The sequence below is a fragment of the Nocardiopsis sp. FR4 genome, assembly GCF_009830945.1.
Lineage (GTDB): Bacteria > Actinomycetota > Actinomycetes > Streptosporangiales > Streptosporangiaceae > Nocardiopsis.
Window position 1 is genome coordinate 82,420 of record NZ_VWVV01000027.1, and the last position, 20,911, is coordinate 103,330.

The following is a 20,911-nucleotide window of genomic DNA, read 5'->3' on the forward strand; positions in this document are numbered from 1 at the left end:
CACCAGGCCTGCGGGGTGATCCCGTGTCCTCAGCGCGCGTGCCAGGGGTACCGCCCCTCGACCCCCCCGCGCTTCCCGGCCCAGCGCTGCTCGGCCAGAACTGGCGCGACACCGTCTTCGCGCACTGGCCCGTCCCGCCCGAGCGCGTGGCACCCCTGCTTCCCGCCCACACCCGGCCCGACGTCCTCCACGGGTTCACCTACGTGGGCCTCGTGGCCTTCCGCGCCCCCTCCACCACGGCCCTGGGCATCCCCGTCGGCGGATTCGACGAGGTCAACGTACGCCTGTACTCGGTGGACTCCCACGGCCGCCAAGGCGTGGTCTTCCTGAGTATGGACGCCACCGCCCCGCACAGCGTCCTGGCCGCCCGCACCCTGGTGGGCCTGCCCTACCTGTGGTCGCGCATCCGCCTGCGCGGCGACGACCACACGCACACGGGCACGGTGCTGCGCCACCCGCTCCGCGGCGGAGTCCGGGGCAGGTGGCGCCTCACCGTCGGCGAGCCCCTGGCCGACCCCTCCCCCCTGGAGCACTTCGTCACCGCGCGCTGGGGCCTGCACACCGCCCGCGCCGGACGCACCTGGTGGATCCGTGTACACCACCGGCCCTGGCCGCTGTACCGCGTGCGTTCCTGGACCTACCAGGGCAACCTGCTCCAGGCCGCGGGCGTCCACGTCGACGCCCCCGAACCCGTGTCGGTGCTCTGGTCACCGGGAGTGGACGCCCACGCGACCCCTTCCCTGGCCACCGCGCCCCGCACCTGACCAGCGCACGGCGGACCCTCCCTCCCACGCCCCCTCTTCAGCGCACCAACGTGTCCAGGGTGATCGGCAGGTCCCGCACCCGCACCCCCGTGGCGTGGTACACGGCGTTGGCCACCGCCGCCGCGGTACCCACGACCCCGATCTCCCCCACACCACGCGACCCCATGGGAGTGGCACGCGGGTCCTCGCCCTCCAACCACTCCGCCCGCAGATCACGCACGTCCGCGTTGGTCGCCACGTGGTACTCCGCGAAGTCCCCGTTGGCCACGTGCCCGTACCGGGGGTCCCGGAAGCTCTGCTCGTGCAGCGCCATCGACAGGCCCATCACCATGCCGCCCAGGAACTGCGAACGCACCATGCGCGGATTGACCACCCGCCCCACCGAGAACAACCCATACATCCGCGGCACCCGCACCTCACCCGTGTCAGCGTGCACCGCCACCTCGGCGAAATGGGCCCCGAACGAGTAGACCGCGTACCCCTCGTCCACGGTGTCCTCACCCGCGCTCGCCCGCGCCACCGCACCCGGCGCCGGAGCACCGCCGTGCTCGGCCGCGAACGCCCGCGCCGCCGCAACGATCGCCGTCCCCCAGGAACTGGTCCCGCTGGAACCCCCCGCCACCGACGCCGACGGCAGGTCCGTGTCACCGATGCGCAACCGCACCCGTGACACCGACACCCCCAACGCGTCCGCGGCGATCTGCGTGAGCGCCGTCCACGCCCCGGTACCGATGTCCACCGCCCCGATGGACACCTCGTACACACCCTCCCCGCCGTAGCGCACCACGGCCACCGACCCCGGGTTGTACAGGTGCGGGTAACTGGCCGCGGCCACCCCCGTACCCACCCACCAGTCGCCCTCGCGCCGCGCACGGGGCGAAGGATCCCGCCCGTACCAGCCGAAACGCTCCGCCCCCTCACGCAGACACCGCACCAACTGGCGGTCCGACCACGGCGCACCGCTCTGCGGATCCCGCTCCGGCTCGTTGCGCACCCGCAACTCCACCGGATCCACCCCGCACGCCTGCGCCAGTTCGTCCATCGCCGACTCCAACGCGTACATCCCCGGAGCCTCACCCGGCGCACGCATCCAGAAGTTCACCGGCACGTCCAACGCCGCCATCCGGTGCCGGGTACGACGGTGCGGCGCGGCGTACATCCACCGCGAACACATCGCGCTGTTCTCCGTGAACTCCTGCACCGTCGAGGTCTGCTCCACCGACTCGTGCACGACCACGTCCAACCGCCCCCGCCGGTCGGCACCCAACCGCACCCGCTGGATCGTGGGCGTACGGTAACCCACCAGGCTGAACATGTGCTGGCGGGTCAGCGCGAACTTCACCGGCCTCCCCGGCAGCACCCGGGCCGCCATCGCCGCCAGAACGTCATGCGCGTGCGCCTCCCCCTTGGACCCGAAGCCGCCCCCCACGTGCGGGGCCACCACCCGCACCCGCTCCGGATCCAGACCGAACACCCCGGCCACCGACGCACGGACCACGTGCACGCCCTGCGTGGAGTCGTACAGGGTCAGCCGCCCCGGCTCCTCCTCCCACACGGCCACCGTGGTGTGCGGCTCCATCGGGTTGTTGTGCTCGGTGGGCGTGCGGTAGGTCTGGTCCACCACCACCTCCGCGCGCTCCAGCGCCGCCTCCACCTCACCCTCCTCGGTGTCGGAGGCGGGCCCCTCGTCATCCTCACCCACAGGCCGGTACAACCGCTCGTGGTCAGCCGTCAGCACCACGTCGTGCGGCGCCCGCGCGTACTCCACGCGCACCAGGGCGGCCGCCTCCCGCGCCGTCTCCGGTGTGTCCGCCACCACCGCCGCGACGAACTGGCCGTGGAAGGACACCTCCTCCGACTGCAGAACCGCGAACTCCCCGTCCCCGGCACCGGCGAGCCGCTCGGCGTTGTAGGGGGTCAGGACCGCGCGCACCCCCGCCAGCGCCTCCGCGGCGGAGGCGTCCACACCGGTCAGCCGCCCACGGGGGACCGTGGACAGCACCGGGTGCAGGTAGAGGGGGTCGGTCAGCGGGTGCTCATAGGCGTAGGGGGCCCGCCCGGTCACCTTCCGCTCCCCCTCCAGGCGGGTCAGCGGCTGCCCCATCACCCGGGTCTCGCTCATCGTCGTGCCTCCTCAGCGGTCAGACCGCGCAGGGTCGCGGCCAGGGTGTTCACGGCCAGGGGAACCTTGAAGGCGTTGTCCGGACCGGTACGCGCCCCGGCCAGCTCCGCCTCCGCCGCCTCCCGGAAGGACTCCTCCGTCGCCGCACGCCCCCGCAGCACCTCCTCCGCCCGCAGGGCCCGCCACGGCGCGTGCGCCAACCCGCCGAAGGCCACCCGGACATCGGTGACCGTCCCTTCCACCACCTCCAGCGCCGCCGCCACCGACACCAGGGCGAACGCGTACGAGGCGCGATCCCGCACCTTGCGGTAGGCCGACCGCCGCGCCAACGGCAGGCGGGGCAGCTCCACCGCGGTGATCAGCTCGCCGTGCTCCAACACCGTGTCCCGCTCCGGCCGGTCCCCCGGCAACCGGTGCAGCCCCGGCAGATCCACCGTCCGCTCCCCCTCAGGACCCAGGACGCGCACCCGCGCGCCCAGAGCCGTCAGCGCCACCGCCATGTCCGAGGGGTGCGTGGCCACACAGTGCTCTGAGGTGCCCAGAACCGCGTTGTAGCGGCCGTAGCCCTCCACCGCCGCGCATCCCGTACCCGGCTCACGCTTGTTACAGGGCATGGCCCGGTTCTGGAAGTACACACACCGCGTACGCTGCAACAGGTTGCCGCCCGTCGTCGCGACGTTGCGCAACTGCCCCGAGGCCCCGGACAACAACGCCTGGGACAACACAGGAAAACGCCGACGCACCTCCGGGTGCGCGGCCAGGTCGCTGTTGGGCACCGCCGCGCCGACCCGCAGCACCCCCTCGGGAGTCTCCTCGACCCGGTCGCTGAGCAGGCCGCGCACGTCCACCAACGACGTCGGCGCCGCGATACCCAACTTCATGTGGTCGACCAGGTTGGTGCCCCCGCCGATGTAGGCCGCACCCGGATCCCCCGCCACCGTCGCCACGGCCGAAGACGCCTCCGCGGGCCGCACGTAGTCGAACGGTCTCACTCGGCGGCCTCCCTGATCGCGGCGACGATGTTGGCATAGGCCCCGCAACGACACAGGTTGCCGCTCATACGCTCCCTGATCTCCTCGTCATCCAGCCGCACCGGCCCCTCCAGGTCCCCGCTCACGTGACTGGGCCAGCCCTCGGCGGCCTCCCGCAGCATCCCCACGGCCGAACACACCTGACCCGGCGTGCAGTAACCGCACTGGAAACCGTCGTTGTCCACGAAGGCACGCGCGACCGGGTGCAGCTCCCCCTCCCCGGCCAGCCCCGCCGCCGTGGTCACCTCCGCCTCCTCCTGCGCGACCGCGAAGGTCAGACAGGACAGCACCCGGCGCCCCTCCACCAACACCGTGCACGCACCGCACTGCCCGTGGTCACACCCCTTCTTCGGCGAGGTCACCCCCAACCGGTCACGCAACGCGTCCAACAACGTCGTACGGGTGTCCACGGTGAGCTCGTGTTTCTCACCGTCCACACGAAGTGTGATCGTGGCCTCCACCTACGCCGTCCTCTCTCGTCTCACTACCGCTCCCGCACACCGAGCCGCGTGTCCATCGCATTCTGTGACGGCCCCAGGGACACAGAAAGCCGACACGGCGCACCGCACCGGCCTCCGGAGCCCGCCCCCGCCAGCAGCGGTCAGGGGGTCCGCCCCGTCAGCGCGATCAACCGGTCCTGGGCACCGGCCCCCTCGTCCACCTCCACGGGTGCGTCGAACATCGCCCCCGGCCCCAGACCCTGGCCCTCGGCCCAGGCGTGGACCTCCTCCACCAGCTCCGGGTCCAGGCGCTCGTCCACACCCAGGGTCCGGGCCAGATCCCAGGCGTGCACCGTCAGATCGAAGGTCATCTGCCACAGGTAGAGTTCGGCGGGCGCGTCACCGAACGACAGGTGCACCGTGGCCTCCAACGACGAGGGCGCCAACCAGACCGTGCGCGCCTCACGGGAGGCCACCTCCCACGTCGTGATCGGCTCCTCGCCCAGGTTGTCGCCCTCGAAGCGGTCGCCCACGTCCTCGATCCGCTCCCCGGCCAACAGGGGCGGCACCCACAGCTGCTCGGTGGTCAGGTGGTTGACCAGGTCGTGTACGTCCCAGTCCCGGCACGGGGTGGGCAGCGCCCAGTCGGTCAGCCTGACCTTCCGGACCCGCCGGTCGAACTCCCCCAACGCCATGCCGTGCAGATCGATCAGCTGTGCCATCCCACTCCCCCGGGGCCGGTCTCGGTTCCGCCCCGGCTTCTACCCGGCACACCGGCCGGGCACACCGCACCCCTACCGCGCCACCCCGCGGCAGGCCGCCCCGGCCAACGCGAGCGCGCACGCGTCCTCGATCACGCCGCCGACCCACGCCGGCCGCCCGTCACGGCCCCAGAATCCCCGCCAGCGCACCCCCGCCGCCGCGCCCAACGGGGAGACCGCGGCCGCCAGCACCACCGCCGGCACGACCGGCGCCCCCAGCCCCCGGGCCAACAGAGCACCCCCCGTACCCGCACTCACCACCCGGCTCACCAGGCTCGGCCAGGCCAACCGACTCGGGATACCCGGGACCTTGTCCCCCGACGCCTCCCCCAGCATGACCAGCCCCATCAGCACCCGCCCGCCGGTACCCGCTCCGACCCACAACGGCGTGCTCCCGAGAGTGCCGCGCACCCCCGTGGCCAGGCCGAGCAGTACGGCACGAGCCGCACTCGCGCTCCTCACACCCATGTCCGCGCCCCCTTCCACGGCCGCCCTCCGCGGCCCCTGCTGTCCCGAGTATCCGGATCCGCCACCGCGAAACGTCGCCCTAGAGTGGAGCCCATGCCCCCCGCCGAGAACCTCTCCCCCACCGTCCTGGAAGCGCTCGTCCGCGCCGCCTTCGGCCCCCGCGCGCACGTGGACGGGCACACCCCCCTCACCGGAGGCACCTACAACACCGTGCACGCCGTGGTCCTGCGCGACGGCCGCCGGTCGGTGCTCAAACTGGCCCCGCCCCCGGACCGGCCGCGGCTGACCTACGAACAGGACCTGCTGGCCACCGAGGCCCTGGCCTACACACGGGCCCGGCCCGCCGTGCGCCGCTGGGTGCCCCGCGTCCTGCGGGCGGGCACCGTCCCCGGCGACCCCCGCCGCGCCTACCTGTTCCTGGAACACCTGCCCGGACGGCCCCTGGACGGCCTGCGCTCCCGCCTGGAACCGCGGCGGCTGGCCCCGGTGCGCCGCGCGCTGGGCGGCGCGGTGGCCGCGCTGCACACCGTCACCGGCACCGGGTTCGGCTACCCGGGGAACCCGCGGCTGCGCGCCGCCACCTGGCCGGAGGCGTTCACCGCGATGGTGGAGGCCGTGGTGGCCGACGCCGCCCGCCTCGGCGTCGCCCTGCCGGGCGGCGGCGCGCGGATCATCCGCCTGGTCGCGGACAACCGCGCCCATCTGGCCCCGGTACGCGTCCCGGTCCTGGTGCACTTCGACCTGTGGGACGGCAACGTCCTGGTCACCGGAACCGGGGAGGGCGACGCCCCGGCCCTGTCCGGGATCATCGACGCCGAACGCGCCTTCTGGGGCGACCCGGCGGCCGATCTGGTCTCCCTGGCGCTCTTCGGCGACGTGCGCGGGGACCCGGCCCTGCTGGAGGGCTACCGGGCGGCCGGGGGCCGCGTCGGGTTCACTCCGGCCCTGCTGCGCAGGATCACCCTGTACCGGGTCTACCTGCACCTGATCATGTTCACCGAACTCACCCCACGCGGGTACGGGCACGCGGAGGCCGAGCGCGTCCGGACCTTCCTCGCCCCCCTCCTGGCGGCCGACCTGGACCGGTTGGCCACTCCTGCGGAGTGACGTGCGTGTTCGGCTTCGTGGTTGGTTCCGTTTGCTTCTCCACCTCTTTTGGGAGGTTGTGAACAACCAGAAGCTTTACGATGTAGATTTATTTTCGGGCGGAGGGACCCGTCGGCCCGGGCCCGGATCCCGGAAGCGCACTGATCCCGGACAGACCGCGGGCCGCCCCCTCGGGGGGCGGCCCGCGAAGGAGCGGATCAGCGCGGCAGGCGCTCGGCCAGCCAGGCCTCCACCTCGGCGGAGGAGCGCGGCAGGGCGGCCGACATCACGCGGCTGCCGTCCTCGGTGACCAGCACGTCGTCCTCGATACGCACGCCGATACCGCGCAGCTCCTCGGGCACGGTCAGGTCGTCGGGCTGGAAGTACAGGCCCGGCTCCACGGTGAGGACCATGCCCGGCTCCAGGTCGCCGTACAGGTGCGCCTCCTGGCGGGAGACCGCGCAGTCGTGCACGTCCATGCCCAGCATGTGCCCGGTGCCGTGCAGGGTGTACCGGCGCTGCAGCCCCAACTCCAGGACGCGCTCCAGCGGCCCCTCCAGCAGGCCCCACGCGATGAGGCCCTCGGCCAGAACCCGCTGGGAGGCCTCGTGGAAGGCCATGAAGGGCCGCCCCGGGGCGACCGCGGCGATACCGGCCTCCTGGGCGGCGTACACCAGGTCGTAGACCCGGCGCTGGACGTCGGTGAAGGTCCCCGAGACCGGCATGGTGCGGGTGACGTCGGCGGTGTACAGGGTGGTGGTCTCCACGCCCGCGTCCAGCAGCAGCAGGTCGCCCTCGCGCACCGGGCCGTCGTTGCGGGTCCAGTGCAGGGTGGTGGCGTTGGCGCCGGAGGCGGCGATGGTGCCGTAGCCGACGTCGTTGCCCTCCACCCGGGCGCGTAGGAAGAACGTGCCCTCGACGTAGCGCTCGGAGGTGTCCTTGGCCTGCGGCAGCGCCCGGGCCACGTCCTCGAAGCCCCGCACGGTGGCGTCCACGGCCAGCTGGAGCTGGGTGATCTCCCACTCGTCCTTGACCAGGCGGTGGTCGGCCAGGGTGACGGAGAGTTCCTCGTCGAGCTGGGCGGACTTGGCCCGCGACTCCTCGTCGGCGTCGGCGCGCAGCTCGTCGACCAGCGCGTCGAGCGCGGCGTCGTGGCCGCGCACGATCCGCGTGGTGACGCCGTGGTCCGAGCGCAGCGCCCCGTCCAGGGTGGTCACGTCGGCGGTGGCCACGCCGAGCAGGTCGGCGGCCTCGGAGAGGCTGTTGCGGCGGCCCGTCCACAGCTCCCCGTAGCCGCCCAGCCAGAACTCGCCGTTGTCGCGGTTGGAGCGGGGCTTGAGGTAGAGGACCACCTCGTGGCCGCCCCCGGCGTCGGGCGTGAACACCAGGCAGCCGCCGTCGGAGGTGTCTCCGGTGAGGTAGGCGTAGTTGGTGGCGGCCCGGAAGGGGTACTCGGTGTCGTTGGAGCGGGTGAGCAGCTGCCCGGCCGGGACGACCAGGCGGTCGCCGGGGAAGGCCGCGCTGATCGCGGCGCGGCGGCGGGCGGTGTGGGCGGCCTGCTCCACGGGCTCCAGGTCGCGGCGCTCGGTGTCGGCCCACCCGGTGGCCATCCACGCGGCGAGCTCGTCGGAGACGGTCTGCGCCTGCCCGTTCTTGCGTGGACGGAACACGGGGGCGTTCGTCTCGTCCTGGGGGCGCTGCTGCTCGCTCACGTCGGGTTCTCCTCGTCGAGTTCGTGCGTGTGACCGCTGGTGACGGCTGTTGCCCATCGTACGGGCCGGACCGGGCACGGGACCGCCCCGCGGACATAGCTCACCCCATAACGCCGCGGAGCGCGCGGGCAGTCCCCGGTCAGAGGTCGTGCGCGAAGGGGATGGCCGAGGGGTAGGGCAGGTCCTCGATCCGGGCCGGGTCGAGCGAGCGGTAGCCGATTCGTTCGTACAGGGCCACCGCCTCGGGCTGGGAGGGGCCGGTGAAGAGCACGACCCGCCGGTAGCCGAGCTCGCGGGCGGCCTCCTCCAGGGCGGCCATCACCTGGCGGCCCAGGCCGCGCCGCCGGTGCTGGTCCGAGGTCCAGATCCGCTTGAACTCGGCGGTCTCGGCCATGGCCGCGCGGTCCTTCCGGTAGGGGCGAACGGCCCCTCCGGCGACGACCTCCCCGTCGATCTCGGCCAGCACGATCCGGCCGTGGGGGGCGGCGAACTCCGACACCGGGTAGCGGGCCAGTTCCCGGGACGCGCCCTCGGCCCCGTAGCGCGCGGTGTACTCCCGCAGCAGACCGGCGAGCAGTCCCTCCACCCTCGGGTCGTCGTGGCCCACGCTCAGCATGCGGACCCCACCGGTCCGCTCGCGCGCCCCCGTGTGCGTCACCGTGCTCCCCCGCCCCTTCGGCCGTCGCGGGCCTCCGCCCGATTCCGCCGGAATACTACGCGCGCGCCTTCCCCGCTGCCACGGGATCCCGCTCACCCCGGACCGAACGGCGCCCCTGGAAGACCACCCGCCACGGGCGCCGCACTAGGCTGGTCGCATGGCACTGACCGAGCGCATCCTCCTCGGCCCCGGGCCGAGCAATCCCTACCCCGAGGCGACCCTGGGCCTGGCGTCCCCGCTGCTGGGACACCTGGACCCCGAGTTCATCGCCCTGCTGGAGCGCACCTGCGCGCGCCTGCGGACGCTGTGGGGCACCGCCAATCCGCTGACCCTGCCGCTGTCGGGCACGGGTTCGCTCGGCATGGAGACGGCCTTCGCCAACACGGTGCGCCCGGGCGACACCGTGGTCGTGGCGGTGAACGGCCTGTTCGGCCAGCGCATGTGCGAGGTGGCCTCGCGCTACGGCGCCGAGGTGGTGCGCGTGGACCACGAGTGGGGCCGTCCGGTGGACGTACAGCGCGTGCTGGACGCCCACCCCGACCCCCGGATCGTGGCCGCCGTGCACGCGGAGACCTCCACCGGCGTGCTCAGCGACGTGGGCGCCCTGGGCCGCGCCCTGCGCGAGCGCTCCGACGATGTGCTCCTGGTCGCCGACTGCGTCACCTCGCTCGGCGGCACGGAGACGGACCTGGACGCCTGGCGGGTCGACGTCGCCTACTCCGGGACCCAGAAGTGCCTGGGGGTGGCCCCGGGCCTGGCGCCCTTCACCTTCTCCGAACGTGCCTGGGAGCGCCGGGTCGAGGTGCCGCCGGTGTGGTACGTCGACCTGGGACTGCTGGGCGCCTACGTGCGCGGCGGCCCCGGCGGGCGCGCCTACCACCACACGGCGCCGGTGGCGATGGTCGCCTCCCTGGACGCGGCCCTGGCCCGGATCGAGGCCGAGGGCGTGGAGGCGGTCGCCGAACGCCACCGGGCGGCCGGGCAGCACCTGCGCGAGGGGCTCACCGCGATGGGCCTGGAGCTGTTCGCCGCCGAGGGGCACCGCCTGCCGCAGCTGACCTCGGTGCGCGTGCCCGAGGGCGTGGACTCGGCGAAGGTCCGCGAACGCCTGCTGAACGAGTACGGCCTGGAGATCGGCGCGGGCGTGGGCCCCTTCGCCTCCTCCGTGTGGCGAATCGGGCTGATGGGCCACAACGCCCGCCTGGACCGCGCCGAGCTGGTGCTGGCGGCCCTGCGCCGCGTCCTGGAGCGCTGAGGGCCCGAGCCGCGCGAGATCCGCCCCGGCCGGGACGACCGGCGGGCGCGGGCCGCGGAGGCGTCGGGGAACGCGGCCGAGAGCGCGAACCGGCCCCGGACGAGGTGCCCGGGGCCGGAGTGCTCAGCCCACCCTGTCGGCGGGACCGCTTTTGATCGCCTCCACGAAGTGGCCGATCTCCGACTCGGGCAGGTTCTGTGCCAGGTCGGCCTCGCTGATCATCCCGACCAGGCGCTTGTCGCGCATCACCGGCACCCGCTTGATGCGGTGGCTGGCCATCATCTCCACCACGCGGTTCACGTCGTCCTCGGCGTCCACGCAGAAGGGCTTGCCCTGGGCCAGCTCCCCGGCCCTGCACGTCTGGGGGTCCCTGCCCTCCGCGACACAGCGGAGCACGATGTCCCGGTCGGTGATGATGCCGTGCAGCCGGTCGTCCTCGCCGCAGATCGGCAGGGCGCCCACGCCCAGCTCGCGCATCTTCCGGGCGGTGTCGAACAGCGTGGTGTCCTCCTGGACGCACTCGGCGCCCGCGTGCATGATCTCTCCCGCGGTCGTCATGGACCTCTCCTTCCACGCGACAGACATTCCGGATATTTCGGACGCTACCCCTCACGTGCCCGGGGAACACCTTCACCGGCGTCCCGGAGTGCGGCCGGTTCCGACCGCGTGCCGGAACGCCGGGCGCGGGGAGGGAGTCGGCCTCCTCTCCCCCGGAGGCGGGAGGCCTCATCACGGTTGCCCCGCGGCCCTCCCGCATGGCCAGCGATCGGGCTCAGTCGGCGTTGGGCCCGTACCGGTTGTCCCGGTCCCGGGGGTCGTCGGGGTCGGCCAGGCTGCCCAGGGTCGCCGCCACGGGCGGCAGCAGCGAGGCCACCGCGCACAGGGCCACCGCCCACCCGGTGCCGAACAGGTGGTAGACGGGCAGCGCCCCGGCGAACAGCACCAGGCACACCCCCATGACCAGGCCGTACTGGCGCACCCGACGCCTCACAGCCCCCTCCTTCCCGCGTGGCGCGCCTCCACGCCGTCCGCCGCCCAGGTCCGGGCCGGGTCCCCCGGCGGCGGTACCGACGGCACCCCGAACAGGGTGCGGGCGCGCAGGGCCCGCAGCCCGTTCTCCACGGAGTACCCGGCCTCCAGCAGGCGCTGGCGGGCCTCCTCAGCGCTGCGCACGGTGGCCTCGTCGAACAGGAGGTTGTAGTAGCGCTCCGGCACCCGGTTCAGGGCGGTGCGCAGGGCCCGCAGCCCGGCGGTGGCCGCCGACGCGCCGCCGGGGGCCTCGGGCAGGATCCGGTAGGCGCGGCGCGCCCAGGCGGGCAGGGTGGCGTAGGCCAGGGCGCCCACCGGGAACCACAAGGGCTTGAGCGGGGCCAGCCAGGCCAGGCGCTCGGGCACCCGGGGCCACAGCAGGAAGCGCACCGCCGCGCGCGCCTCGGGGGTCGCGCCCAGGCGGGGCCGGACCGAGGCCAGGTAGCGGCGCATGGCGGGCACCGAGCGCGGCACGTCCCCGCGGGCCAGTCCCACGTAGGCGGCGGTGCGCGACTGCTCGTCGAGGTAGCGGTCCGCCTCCCGGGGGCTGACCCCCACCCCGGCGCGGTGCGCGGTCTCCAGATAGGAGGAGACCTCGGCGCAGTGCACCCACACCAGCAGGTCGTGCTGGTCCACCCGGTGGCGGCGTCCGGTGGCCGGGTCCTCGAAGGACAGGGCCCGGTGCACCCGCCGCACGCGCTCGCCCAGGGCCTCGGCCTCGGCCGGGCTGCCGTAGGTGGTCACGGCCACGAAGTGGGCGGTGCGCAGCAGGCGGCCGGTGGGGTCCTCGCGAAAGTCCGAGCGCTGCCACACCCCCTGCATGGCCACCGGGTGCAGGGCCTGCAGCATGAGGGCGCGCACCCCCGCCACCCACATCGACCGGTCCAGGTGGATCTTCCAGGTCACGCTCTCCGGGGCGGCGACGGTCGGCTGCATCCGGTCTCCTCCGGGGCCGTGAGGGGGTTCGCACGGTATGTCCGCTCTTGGTTTCCACCATACGTCCGGTCTCCCCCGCCCCGCGGCGGGTTCCCGACACAGCCGTTCCGTTACCGGACCTTGGGCGAATCGGGGAACGCAGCGGGCGCAGTCTGGGTACGAGGACCGCCCGCGCCAAGGGCGGTCCGGGCACGGAGAGGAGCACACCCATGTCCGCCCCGGCACAGACCCCCTTCGACGTCGACCGCTACCGCCGGGCCGTGGAGTCGGCCGACGCCGACGCCCTGGTCTCCCAGTACAGCGACGACGCCGAGATGGAGATGATCGACCGGCGCACCCCGCCCAGCGCCCCCACGGTCCTACACGGCAGGGAGGAGATCGGTGAGACCGTGCGGGAGCTCTGCTCACGCGAGATGACCCACGAGGTGGTCCAGTGCGTGGCCGACGGCGAGCACGTCGCCTACACCGAGCGGTGCGTCTACCCCGACGGCAACAAGGTCCTGAGCATGAGCATGCTGGACCTGCGGGACGGCCGCATCGTGCACCAGTCCACCGTGCAGGCCTGGGACGAGGAGGCCCAGACCATGGAGTCGGCCGACTTCATGCCGATCCCGGAGCGGAAGGAGGCCAGCCACGAGAACCTGGAGGCGGCCACCGTGGGCGGACAGACCGTCGTGCGGCTGGAGCTGGAGCCGGGATGGCGCTGGTCCGAGCACGCCAAGCCCTTCCAGGGCACCGACTCGTGCATGATGACCCACTGCGCCTACATGATCTCGGGCACCCTGTGCTGCCGCATGGACGACGGCACGGAGAAGGAGTTCCGGGCCGGGGAGCTGGCCTTCGTCCCCGCCGGACACGACGCCTGGGTCGTGGGCGACGAGAACGTCGTCGCGATCGACTGGCGGGCCGCCAACCCCGGCTGAGCCGGCGTACGCCGGGCCCGTACCCGCGGGGGCGGGTACGGGCCCGGTCCGCGTCCTCAGACCGGGCGTCCGCGCAGGTAGGCCAGCACCGCCTGGACCCGGCGGTGCACGCCCTCGTCCGGGGGCAGGTCGAGCTTGGCCAGGATGTTGCCCACGTGCTTGCCGACCGCGGCGTCGCTGACCACGAGCCGGCGGGCGATCGCCCCGTTGGAGCGCCCCTCGGCCATCAGGGCGAGCACCTCGCGCTCACGCGGGGTCAGACGCTCCAGCGGGTCGGCGCGGCGGCGCAGCAGCTGGCGCACCACCTCGGGGTCGACGAAGGTGGCGCCCCCGGAGACCTGGCGCAGCACGGAGGCGAACTCGCGGACGTCGCCCACCCTCTGTTTGAGCAGGTAGCCCACGCCCCGGCCGCTGCCGGAGTCGAGCAGGTCCGTGGCGTAGCTCAGCTCCACGTACTGGCTGAGCGCCACCACGGCCAGCCCGGGGTTCTCCCGGCGCAGCCGCACCGCGGCGCGCAGCCCCTCGTCGGTGAAGTCCGGCGGCATCCGGATGTCGGTGACCACCAGGCCGGGCGCGTGCTCGGCCACCGCCGCCAGGAGCGCCTCCGCATCGCCGACGGAGGCCACCACCGGGAACCCGAAGCGCTCCAGGACGCTGGCCAGTCCCTCGCGGAGCAGCACGCCGTCCTCGGCCAGGACGGTGGGCACCGGGGGCGGGGCCGCCGGGGCGGCGGTCAGGTCAGCGGTGTCGGAGGGATCGGTCCGCACGGCAGCTCCACTCGGATTCGGGTCGGTCCGCCCTCGGGGCTGGACAGCTCCATTGTGCCGCCCATGACGGCGACGCGGTCCCGGAGCCCGGTGAGCCCGGACCCCCGCGCGGGCTCGGCGCCGCCCGGGCCGTAGTCGGTGATCTCCAACACGAGGACCTCGGCCGCCCCCGGACCGCCGGGAACGACGCTGGCGTGCACGGCGGCGGCGTTGGCCTCGGTGTGCTTGTGTACGTTGGTCAGCGCCTCGGCGGCCACGAAGTAGGCCGTGCCCTCCACGTGCGCGGGCAGGCGACGGGGGACCTCGGCGTCCACCCGGGCCGGGAAGGGGCAGCGGTCGGTGAGCTCGGCCAGGGCGGCGGGCAGGCCCCGGTCGGTGAGCACCCGTGGGTGGATGCCGCGCACCAGCTCGCGCAGCTCGGTGATGAGCTCGTCGGCATGGGCCTGGGCGGCGGCCACCCGGCGGTCGGCCTCACCGCCCTCCGCCAGGTCCAGGCGGGCCAGGCCCAGCTCCATGGACAGGGCCACGAGCCGTTGCTGGGCGCCGTCGTGCAGGTCGCGCTCGATGCGCCGGCGCTCGTACTCGAAGGCGTTGACCAGGCGGGCGCGGGACTCGGTGACCTGGCTGAGCTCGGCGCACAGCTCGTCCCTGGGCGGTCCGACCAGCAGGGCGCGGGCGGCCGCGGCGTGGACCTGGGCGCAGACCCCGGAGGCGTAGAGCAGCACGACGAGGACCACCGGGGAGAGCAGCGCGTACGGAACGGCCTCCTCCACCCTGGTGAGGGTGGCGGAGCCCATGATGATCTCGCCTCCCCCCTCCTCGCTGACGATGAGGGGGGCCAGCGCCAGGACGGCCCCCAGGAGGAACAGGCTGCCCAGGACCGTGGCGGTTCCGAAGGACAGGGGCAGCAGCAGGCCCGCGTAGGCGATCTCACGCCAGGTGGCGCCCTCGGCGTAACGGGTGCGGACCCACCCCCACAGGCCGGGCGGGGGCGGACGGTGGCCGTGGGGGAAGGGACCGCGGGCGACCAGGGACAGGCACCACCGCTGAAGGGCGGCCAGGGGCAGGGCGAGAAGGGGGGCTCCGACAGCGAACAGGACCAGGCCGCAGACGAACAACGCGGCCATGGGCGCGAACGCCAGTGTGTCCCAGGGCCGGGAGAACAGCATCCAGGTGAACACGGTCCAGGGCAGGTAGACGGGCATCCCGACGACCACCAGGGCCAGCCCGACGAGCACGGTGTTGGTGTTGTGGACCAGGGCCCGCCACGGCCACGCGGTGAGGAGGAAGCGGGGGCTGAGCAGGGCCCGGAGCAGGGTCGGCGGTCGGGAACGGCGGTCCCGCCCCCGGCCGGGGGGCGTGGCCGGGCCCGGAGGTGCGTCGAACGTGAGCATGACCCTCACGTTAGACAGGCCGGAAACGCCGGGGAATCGGCCCCGCCACCCGGTACGGGGTGGGGCTGGCCCCACCCCCGGTGCGGCGGACCGCCGCGCGTCCGTCCCAGCTCAGGACGATAGGGTGGGGCGACGTGAGCGCGAAACCTCTGATCCCCGATGTCCTGGCTGCCCGCTACGCGTCCGCGGAGCTGACCCGGCTGTGGTCCCCCGAGTACAAGGTGGTCGCCGAGCGGCGGCTGTGGCTGGCCGTCCTGCGCGCCCAGGCGCGTCTGGGCGTGGACGTTCCCGCAGGCGTGGTCGAGGACTACGAGAAGGTCTTGGAGCGGGTGGACCTGGCCTCCATCGCCGAGCGCGAGCGCGTCACCCGCCACGACGTCAAGGCCCGCATCGAGGAGTTCAACGCCCTGGCCGGGCACGAGCACGTCCACAAGGGCATGACCTCGCGCGACCTGACCGAGAACGTCGAGCAGCTGCAGGTGCGCGACAGCCTGCTGCTGGTGCGCGACCGCGTGGTGGCGCTCCTGGCCCGGCTGGGCCGTCTGGCGGCCGAGCACGGCGGGACCGTGGTGGCGGGCCGGTCCCACAACGTGGCGGCCCAGGCCACGACCCTGGGCAAGCGGTTCGCGTCGGCGGCCGACGAGGTGCTGGTCGCCCACGGGCGGCTGGAGGAGCTGATCGACCGCTACCCGCTGCGCGGGATCAAGGGCCCGGTGGGCACCGCGCAGGACATGTTGGACCTGCTGGGCGGGGACCGCGCGGCGCTGACCGCGCTGGAGGACGAGGTGGCCGCCCACCTGGGCTTCGCGCGGCGTCTCACCAGCGTGGGACAGGTCTACCCGCGCTCACTGGACTTCGAGGTGCTGACCGCGCTGGTGCAACTGGCCGCCGGTCCCTCGTCGCTGGCCAAGACCATCCGCCTGATGGCCGGGCACGAACTGGTCACCGAGGGGTTCGCCGAGGGGCAGGTCGGCTCCTCGGCCATGCCGCACAAGATGAACACGCGCTCGTGCGAGCGGGTCAACGGGCTGACCGTGATCCTGCGCGGGTACGCGTCGATGGCCGGTGAGCTGGCCGGGGACCAGTGGAACGAGGGCGACGTGTCCTGCTCGGTGGTGCGCCGGGTGGCGCTGCCGGACGCGTTCTTCGCCTTCGACGGCCTGGTGGAGACGATGCTGACGGTGCTGGACGAGTTCGGCGCCTTCCCCGCGGTGGTCTCCGCCGAACTGGACCGCTACCTGCCGTTCCTGGCCACCACCAAGATGCTCATGGCGGCCGTGCGCGCCGGGGTGGGCCGCGAGACCGCGCACGAGCTGATCAAGGAGCACGCGGTGGGCTCGGCCCTGGCGATGCGCCAGGAGGGCGCGGGCAACCGGTTGCTGGACCGGCTGGCCGAGGACGAGCGCTTCCCGCTGGACCGCGCGGAGCTGGACGCCCTGCTGGCCGACCGGATCACCTTCACCGGGGCCGCCGCCGACCAGGTCGCGGCCGTGGTGGAGCGGATCGGCGAGATCACCGCCGCGCACCCGGACGCGGCGGCCTACTCCCCCGGTTCGATCCTGTAGGCGGGACACCCGGACGGGCACGGGGCCCGGGACGGTGCGACGCGCCGACCGGGCCCCGGCGCGTTCCCGCCCGACGCGCCTATGGCACAGCTCACCTGTGCTAACACTGGGTCCGGAAGTTAACACCTATTACGGTTGTCGTGTCGGTAGGCCCCGCGCCCCCTGGGAGGACCCCGTGATCGACCCCGACTCCTTCGGCACCGCGCTGTGGACCGTGCTCCTGGTCGCCGCGTTCGTCGTCGCCCTGGGCCTGGCCGCCCTGTCCGACATGGCGATGCGCCGACGCGAGGACCGCGCCGCCGTACGCGGGCGCGGCACCGCCGGCTCCCGGGACCGCCGGAACTGAGCGGTCCGGGGGAGCGCCCCCGGACCGTTCAGCCCACCAGCCGGGCGAACAGGGCCGGGTCCACGTTGCCCCCGGACACGACCGCGACCGTCTCCTCGGGACGGCCGGGAACGGTGGCCACCCGGCCCGCCAGGATCGCGGCGGCGGCCAGGGCCCCGCTGGGCTCGGCTACCAGGCGCGCCCCGTGCGCCAGCACCGCCACGGCGCGGGCGATCTCCTCCTCGGTCACCGTCACGATCTCGTCCAGCCGGGCCCGCAGGTGGGCGAAGGTGAGCTCGGACAGGCAGACCCGCGTGCCGTCGGCCAGCGTGCGGTGGGTGCGCTCGGGCGTCCAGGTCACCAGCCGTCCCGTGCGCAGGCTCTCGGCGGCGTCGGCGGCCAGCTCGGGCTCCACGCCCACCACCCGGACCCGGCGCGGGTGGACGGTCCACGCCGCGGTGGCCACCCCCGAGGCCAGTCCCCCGCCGCCCACGGGCACGACGATGGTCGTCACCTCGGGTGACTGCTCCAGGATCTCCAGGCCCACGGTGCCCTGGCCCGCGATGACCCGGGGGTCGTCGAAGGGCGGCACCAGGGCGAGCCGTTCGGTCTCCTGGAGTTCGCGGGCGGCCTCCTCCCGCCGCGCGGGCGGCACCGGGACCACCCGCGCGCCCAGGGCACGGATGCGGTCGGCCTTGACCTTGGGCGCGCCCTCGGGGACCACGACGGTGCAGGGCACCCCCGCGCGGGCCGCGGCGTGGGCCAGGGCCTGTCCGTGGTTTCCGGAGGAGTGGGTGACCACGCCGTTGGCGCGCTGGGCGGGGTTGAGCAGGGCGACGGCGTTGGTGGCGCCGCGCAGCTTGAAGGCGCCGGTGGGCTGGAGGCTCTCGGGTTTGAGCAGGAAGGGCGGTCCGTCGGGCGGCCCCGCGGTCAGGGGGGTGCGCACGACCAGGCCCTGTAAGCGGGTCTCGGCGGCGCGGACGTCGTCGGCGGTGATCAGTTCCATACGCGGTGTATGCCCGGAGGCGGTCACAGCACACGCCGGGGCCTCCCCGCCGCGTGCTCCGTTCCGGACGCGGTGGAGCTCTGGCGCTTACCGGGCCGGTGGCGGACACGGACGGCGGCTCCCCGGTCCCCGCGGGCCGACACGCTCCGGGCGGCGGGGCACGGGATAATCGGTGCCGATGCGTACCGAATGGACTCCAGAGGACCTGCCCGGGCGGGCGTTCTACAAGCTCCTGACGGCCCTGGTGGTGCCGCGCCCCATCGCGTGGGTCTCCACCACCTCCGCCGCGGGCGTGGACAACCTGGCCCCGCACTCGTTCTTCACCGTGGCGAGCACCGACCCGCCGATCGTGCAGTTCACGTCGGTGGGCCGCAAGGACTCGCTGCGCAACGCGGAAGAGACCGGGGAGTTCGTGGTCAACCTGGCCCCCGAGTCCCTGTGGAAGCAGGTCAACGCCAGCGGCACCCCCTACCCGCCGGAGGTGGACGAGTTCGAGGCGCTGGGGATCACCCGCCAGGCCAGCTCGGCGGTGCGCCCGCCCCGGGTCGCCGACTCCCCCGCGGCCCTGGAGTGCGTTGTGCACTCCACGGTGGAGCTGGGCGACTGCACGCTGGTCCTGGGCCGGGTAGTGTGCGCGGCCGTGGCGGACGGGGTGCTCGTGGACGGGCACCCCGAGGTGACCCGGATGCGCCCGCTGGCGCGGCTGGGCCGCGACGAGTGGTCCACCCTGGGCGAGGTGACCTCCCTGGCCCGCCTGCCCCACCGACCCTGACGCTCCCGACGCGGGTCAGGGCGCCCGGCGTTTCCCCGGCGGCCTCAGACCCGCAGCTCCACCTCGGGAACGGGGAGGGTGGACAGGTACTCCAGCACCGGCGCGGGGTCCCCGCTCCAGTCCATGGCGCGCACCTGGTCCGGGGTGCGGCGCCCGGTGCTGGCTCGGGCCAGCTCGAAGGCGGTGGCCGACCACCGCAGCGCGTCGCGGTCCTCACCCCGGCCCAGGATCCACTCCTGTCCGGTGTCGGTGGCCGCCACGCGCACCCCGGGCAGTTCGGGGGACCACGTCCGGGCCAGTCCGCCCACGGTGAAGTGCGCCAGCTGGTCGGCGTCCAGGGTCTGGGCGTCCATGCCCAGGGCGCCGCGCACGTCGTTCTCGTGGTGCCACAGGTCCAGGGCGGGCAGGGAGTAGCGGGCCCGTTTCCGGGTGGCGAAGACCCGCAGCAGGGCGGGGGTGTCCTCGCGCCATGCCGCGCAGATCTGGGCCAGGTCCAGGTGGGCGCGCTCGGCCACCTGGCGGGCGGTCGTCTCGTCGTCGGCCGGGGGGCTGACCCGGTCGGCGGCCACGTCGGCGCAGATCCCGGCGAGGTGGGCGTAGGTCTGCTGGACGTTCCAGGCGGGCAGGGCGGGGACGGGGGTGGTCCGCTGCTCGGGGTTGAGGTCCTCGGCGAGGGAGAGCATGCGGTCCTGGCAGCGGATGTAGACGTCGGCGGTATCCATGAGCGCCACGGTACCGAACGCTGTTCGGTACCGTGGCGCCGGGGACCGCGCGGGCGCCCGGGCCCCTCACGGGGTCCCGGGGCCCTTCATGGGGGGTACGGCCCCCGAGTCGGTGTCACCGCGGGGTCACGACTCCTGGCAGGCGACCTCCGGGGCGATGTTCACTCCCCCGTGGGTGGCGGTGAAGCCGAAACTGGTGGACTCACCGGGCGCGAGGCGGCCGTTGTGGCCCACGTTGGTGGCCTCGAAGTGGGCGCCGTGGTTGACCAGCGAGGCGTTCCAGGCGCTGCTGACCTGCTGGCCGTTGGCGAACACCCAGTCCACCATCCAGCCGTCCACACCGTTCTCCCCGGCGGTGACCTCCACCTGGCCCTGGAACCCGCTGCTCCACTCGTTGACCACGGTGTACTCGGCCGTGCAGTACTCACCGTCCGGGCTCGGCTCCGGGTCCGGGCTCGGCTCCGGGTCCGGGTCCGGTCCCGGGTCGGAGCCGCCGGTGAAGACCACGTCCGAGCAGTTGTAGAACGACTCGGGGCTGTCCGAGCGCTCCCAGACCACGTAGACGATGTGCTGGCCGCTCTTGTCCGGCAGGTCCACGTCCCAGTAGTACTCGGCCCCGGCCACGCCGCCGCTGCGCAGCGGCGGGTTGGTCACCTGGTCGATGAGCTCCAGGTCGTCCCACTCCAGGGCGTCGGTGGCCGGGTTGAAGCCGTCCTTGGTGACGTAGGTGAAGAAGGTGCCCGGGTGCGCGGCCCAGGCGTTGTGGTGGAACTCCACCGTCTGCCCCGCGGGCAGGGAGGTGGTCGGCCAGTCGGCGCGCACCTCGTTGAACGCCGAGAAGCGCTCGGTGGGTCCGCACAGCTCGCCGTCGGCCACGAACTCGCGGTGGCGGTCCTCGGAGTTGCTGATGAGGTTGCCGAACCAGTTCCAGAACGGGTAGTCCCCGCCCTCGGCCAGGGCGTCGGCGCAGGCGTCGTTGGTGGGCTGCAGGGCGCCGCCGCTGCTGCCCTTGGTGGCGTCCTGGAAACAGGCGTAGGTGCGGCTGGCGGGGTAGGTGAAGGCGCCGTGCGCTTCGGCGGACTCGGGCAGGGCGACCACGGCCGTGCCGATGGCCAGTCCGCCGAGCGCCACGGTCAGGGCGATGGCGTCGCGTGACCTCATGGGTCGTTCCAATC

General features: G+C 73.7%; 22 protein-coding genes. 7 read left to right on the plus strand and 15 right to left on the minus strand.

All coding sequences use genetic code 11. From position 1 onward, the window contains the following. Positions 1–38 precede the first annotated feature (38 nt). Positions 39–764 (plus strand): YqjF family protein, encoded by a 726-nt coding sequence (locus FYW95_RS21720; RefSeq protein ID WP_236567869.1) that lies wholly within the window; start codon positions 39–41, stop codon positions 762–764. A 37-nt stretch (positions 765–801) separates the two neighbouring features. Here the strand turns inward: FYW95_RS21720 and FYW95_RS21725 are convergent, their stop codons facing one another. The 5 genes from FYW95_RS21725 to FYW95_RS21745 all read right to left on the minus strand — a co-directional run bounded on the left by FYW95_RS21725 (position 802) and on the right by FYW95_RS21745 (position 5,586). Then, positions 802–2,886 (minus strand): xanthine dehydrogenase family protein molybdopterin-binding subunit, encoded by a 2,085-nt coding sequence (locus tag FYW95_RS21725; protein WP_160050698.1) that lies wholly within the window; start codon positions 2,884–2,886, stop codon positions 802–804. Continuing rightward, complete coding sequence (locus FYW95_RS21730) at positions 2,883–3,878, minus strand: FAD binding domain-containing protein (RefSeq protein WP_159943425.1); 996 nt, start codon at positions 3,876–3,878, stop codon at positions 2,883–2,885. Before FYW95_RS21730 ends, FYW95_RS21725 begins: the two co-directional genes overlap by 4 nt. After that, positions 3,875–4,378 (minus strand): 2Fe-2S iron-sulfur cluster-binding protein, encoded by a 504-nt coding sequence (locus FYW95_RS21735; RefSeq protein WP_159943424.1) that lies wholly within the window; start codon positions 4,376–4,378, stop codon positions 3,875–3,877. The genes FYW95_RS21730 and FYW95_RS21735 overlap by 4 nt, the downstream gene beginning before the upstream one ends. 140 nt (positions 4,379–4,518) lie before the next feature. Then, positions 4,519–5,079, minus strand: coding sequence for a TIGR03086 family metal-binding protein (locus tag FYW95_RS21740; protein WP_159943423.1), 561 nt, complete (start codon positions 5,077–5,079; stop codon positions 4,519–4,521). A 72-nt stretch (positions 5,080–5,151) separates the two neighbouring features. Beyond that, the gene (locus FYW95_RS21745; RefSeq protein WP_159943422.1) at positions 5,152–5,586 is read right to left on the minus strand and encodes a hypothetical protein; all 435 of its coding nucleotides are present in this window, start codon (positions 5,584–5,586) and stop codon (positions 5,152–5,154) included. 93 nt (positions 5,587–5,679) lie between these two features. Between FYW95_RS21745 and FYW95_RS21750 the strand changes: the two genes are divergently transcribed. Further along, complete coding sequence (locus tag FYW95_RS21750; RefSeq protein WP_159943421.1) at positions 5,680–6,693, plus strand: phosphotransferase family protein; 1,014 nt, start codon at positions 5,680–5,682, stop codon at positions 6,691–6,693. A gap of 197 nt (positions 6,694–6,890) precedes the next feature. On the opposite strand, the gene FYW95_RS21755 is transcribed toward FYW95_RS21750, so the two are convergent. Both FYW95_RS21755 and FYW95_RS21760 read right to left on the minus strand, forming a co-directional pair. After that, entirely contained in the window at positions 6,891–8,384 is a 1,494-nt protein-coding gene (locus tag FYW95_RS21755; RefSeq protein WP_159943420.1) for an aminopeptidase P family protein, read from the minus strand. 139 nt (positions 8,385–8,523) lie between these two features. After that, the gene (locus FYW95_RS21760) at positions 8,524–9,042 is read right to left on the minus strand and encodes a GNAT family N-acetyltransferase (RefSeq protein ID WP_370462398.1); all 519 of its coding nucleotides are present in this window, start codon (positions 9,040–9,042) and stop codon (positions 8,524–8,526) included. Between the two features lie 157 nt (positions 9,043–9,199). On the opposite strand from FYW95_RS21760, the gene FYW95_RS21765 reads away from it, so the two are divergent. Further along, positions 9,200–10,297, plus strand: coding sequence for a pyridoxal-phosphate-dependent aminotransferase family protein (locus tag FYW95_RS21765; protein WP_159943419.1), 1,098 nt, complete (start codon positions 9,200–9,202; stop codon positions 10,295–10,297). A 123-nt stretch (positions 10,298–10,420) separates the two neighbouring features. On the opposite strand, the gene FYW95_RS21770 is transcribed toward FYW95_RS21765, so the two are convergent. The 3 genes from FYW95_RS21770 to FYW95_RS21780 all read right to left on the minus strand — a co-directional run bounded on the left by FYW95_RS21770 (position 10,421) and on the right by FYW95_RS21780 (position 12,262). Next, positions 10,421–10,855, minus strand: coding sequence for a CBS domain-containing protein (locus FYW95_RS21770; RefSeq protein WP_159943418.1), 435 nt, complete (start codon positions 10,853–10,855; stop codon positions 10,421–10,423). 214 nt (positions 10,856–11,069) lie between these two features. After that, the gene (locus tag FYW95_RS21775; protein WP_236567868.1) at positions 11,070–11,288 is read right to left on the minus strand and encodes a DUF3099 domain-containing protein; all 219 of its coding nucleotides are present in this window, start codon (positions 11,286–11,288) and stop codon (positions 11,070–11,072) included. Further along, a complete protein-coding gene (locus tag FYW95_RS21780; RefSeq protein ID WP_159943417.1) occupies positions 11,285–12,262 on the minus strand; it encodes an oxygenase MpaB family protein in 978 nt (325 codons plus the stop codon). The genes FYW95_RS21775 and FYW95_RS21780 overlap by 4 nt, the downstream gene beginning before the upstream one ends. A 209-nt stretch (positions 12,263–12,471) precedes the next feature. Between FYW95_RS21780 and FYW95_RS21785 the strand changes: the two genes are divergently transcribed. After that, a complete protein-coding gene (locus FYW95_RS21785; protein WP_159943416.1) occupies positions 12,472–13,185 on the plus strand; it encodes a nuclear transport factor 2 family protein in 714 nt (237 codons plus the stop codon). A 56-nt stretch (positions 13,186–13,241) separates the two neighbouring features. Here FYW95_RS21785 and FYW95_RS21790 read toward each other — a convergent pair whose 3' ends face one another. Further along, the gene (locus FYW95_RS21790) at positions 13,242–13,952 is read right to left on the minus strand and encodes a response regulator (protein WP_159943415.1); all 711 of its coding nucleotides are present in this window, start codon (positions 13,950–13,952) and stop codon (positions 13,242–13,244) included. Continuing rightward, the gene (locus FYW95_RS21795; RefSeq protein ID WP_159943414.1) at positions 13,919–15,346 is read right to left on the minus strand and encodes a sensor histidine kinase; all 1,428 of its coding nucleotides are present in this window, start codon (positions 15,344–15,346) and stop codon (positions 13,919–13,921) included. The genes FYW95_RS21790 and FYW95_RS21795 overlap by 34 nt, the downstream gene beginning before the upstream one ends. Before the next feature lie 134 nt (positions 15,347–15,480). On the opposite strand from FYW95_RS21795, the gene purB reads away from it, so the two are divergent. Beyond that, complete coding sequence (gene purB / locus FYW95_RS21800) at positions 15,481–16,911, plus strand: adenylosuccinate lyase (protein WP_160050699.1); 1,431 nt, start codon at positions 15,481–15,483, stop codon at positions 16,909–16,911. A gap of 175 nt (positions 16,912–17,086) precedes the next feature. Beyond that, positions 17,087–17,257, plus strand: a complete 171-nt coding sequence (locus FYW95_RS27825; RefSeq protein ID WP_201294980.1) for a hypothetical protein — start codon at positions 17,087–17,089, stop codon at positions 17,255–17,257. A 28-nt stretch (positions 17,258–17,285) separates the two neighbouring features. On the opposite strand, the gene FYW95_RS21805 is transcribed toward FYW95_RS27825, so the two are convergent. Then, positions 17,286–18,242 (minus strand): threonine ammonia-lyase, encoded by a 957-nt coding sequence (locus tag FYW95_RS21805; RefSeq protein WP_159943412.1) that lies wholly within the window; start codon positions 18,240–18,242, stop codon positions 17,286–17,288. Between the two features lie 178 nt (positions 18,243–18,420). Here FYW95_RS21805 and FYW95_RS21810 point away from each other — a divergent pair, with 178 nt between their 5' ends. Then, entirely contained in the window at positions 18,421–19,014 is a 594-nt protein-coding gene (locus tag FYW95_RS21810; protein ID WP_159943411.1) for a flavin reductase family protein, read from the plus strand. Positions 19,015–19,058: 44 nt separating this feature from the next. Here the strand turns inward: FYW95_RS21810 and FYW95_RS21815 are convergent, their stop codons facing one another. Then, positions 19,059–19,736: a DinB family protein gene (locus FYW95_RS21815; protein WP_160050700.1), complete on the minus strand. Its 678-nt coding sequence runs from the start codon at positions 19,734–19,736 to the stop codon at positions 19,059–19,061. 126 nt (positions 19,737–19,862) lie between these two features. Further along, complete coding sequence (locus FYW95_RS21820; protein ID WP_160050701.1) at positions 19,863–20,897, minus strand: lytic polysaccharide monooxygenase auxiliary activity family 9 protein; 1,035 nt, start codon at positions 20,895–20,897, stop codon at positions 19,863–19,865. Positions 20,898–20,911: the final 14 nt, after the last annotated feature.

Excerpts from the sequence above, each read along its gene's own strand:
- FYW95_RS21770 (WP_159943418.1), bottom strand. The coding sequence starts at position 10,855 with ATGACGACCGCGGGAGAGATCATGCACGCGGGCGCCGAGTGCGTCCAG.
- FYW95_RS21820 (WP_160050701.1), bottom strand. The coding sequence starts at position 20,897 with ATGAGGTCACGCGACGCCATCGCCCTGACCGTGGCGCTCGGCGGACTG.
- FYW95_RS21725 (WP_160050698.1), bottom strand. The coding sequence starts at position 2,886 with ATGAGCGAGACCCGGGTGATGGGGCAGCCGCTGACCCGCCTGGAGGGG.
- FYW95_RS21785 (WP_159943416.1), top strand. The coding sequence starts at position 12,472 with ATGTCCGCCCCGGCACAGACCCCCTTCGACGTCGACCGCTACCGCCGG.
- FYW95_RS21795 (WP_159943414.1), bottom strand. The coding sequence starts at position 15,346 with ATGCTCACGTTCGACGCACCTCCGGGCCCGGCCACGCCCCCCGGCCGG.
- FYW95_RS21750 (WP_159943421.1), top strand. The coding sequence starts at position 5,680 with ATGCCCCCCGCCGAGAACCTCTCCCCCACCGTCCTGGAAGCGCTCGTC.
- FYW95_RS21780 (WP_159943417.1), bottom strand. The coding sequence starts at position 12,262 with ATGCAGCCGACCGTCGCCGCCCCGGAGAGCGTGACCTGGAAGATCCAC.
- FYW95_RS21815 (WP_160050700.1), bottom strand. The coding sequence starts at position 19,736 with ATGGATACCGCCGACGTCTACATCCGCTGCCAGGACCGCATGCTCTCC.
- FYW95_RS21745 (WP_159943422.1), bottom strand. The coding sequence starts at position 5,586 with ATGGGTGTGAGGAGCGCGAGTGCGGCTCGTGCCGTACTGCTCGGCCTG.
- FYW95_RS21810 (WP_159943411.1), top strand. The coding sequence starts at position 18,421 with ATGCGTACCGAATGGACTCCAGAGGACCTGCCCGGGCGGGCGTTCTAC.
- FYW95_RS21805 (WP_159943412.1), bottom strand. The coding sequence starts at position 18,242 with ATGGAACTGATCACCGCCGACGACGTCCGCGCCGCCGAGACCCGCTTA.
- FYW95_RS21740 (WP_159943423.1), bottom strand. The coding sequence starts at position 5,079 with ATGGCACAGCTGATCGATCTGCACGGCATGGCGTTGGGGGAGTTCGAC.
- FYW95_RS21765 (WP_159943419.1), top strand. The coding sequence starts at position 9,200 with ATGGCACTGACCGAGCGCATCCTCCTCGGCCCCGGGCCGAGCAATCCC.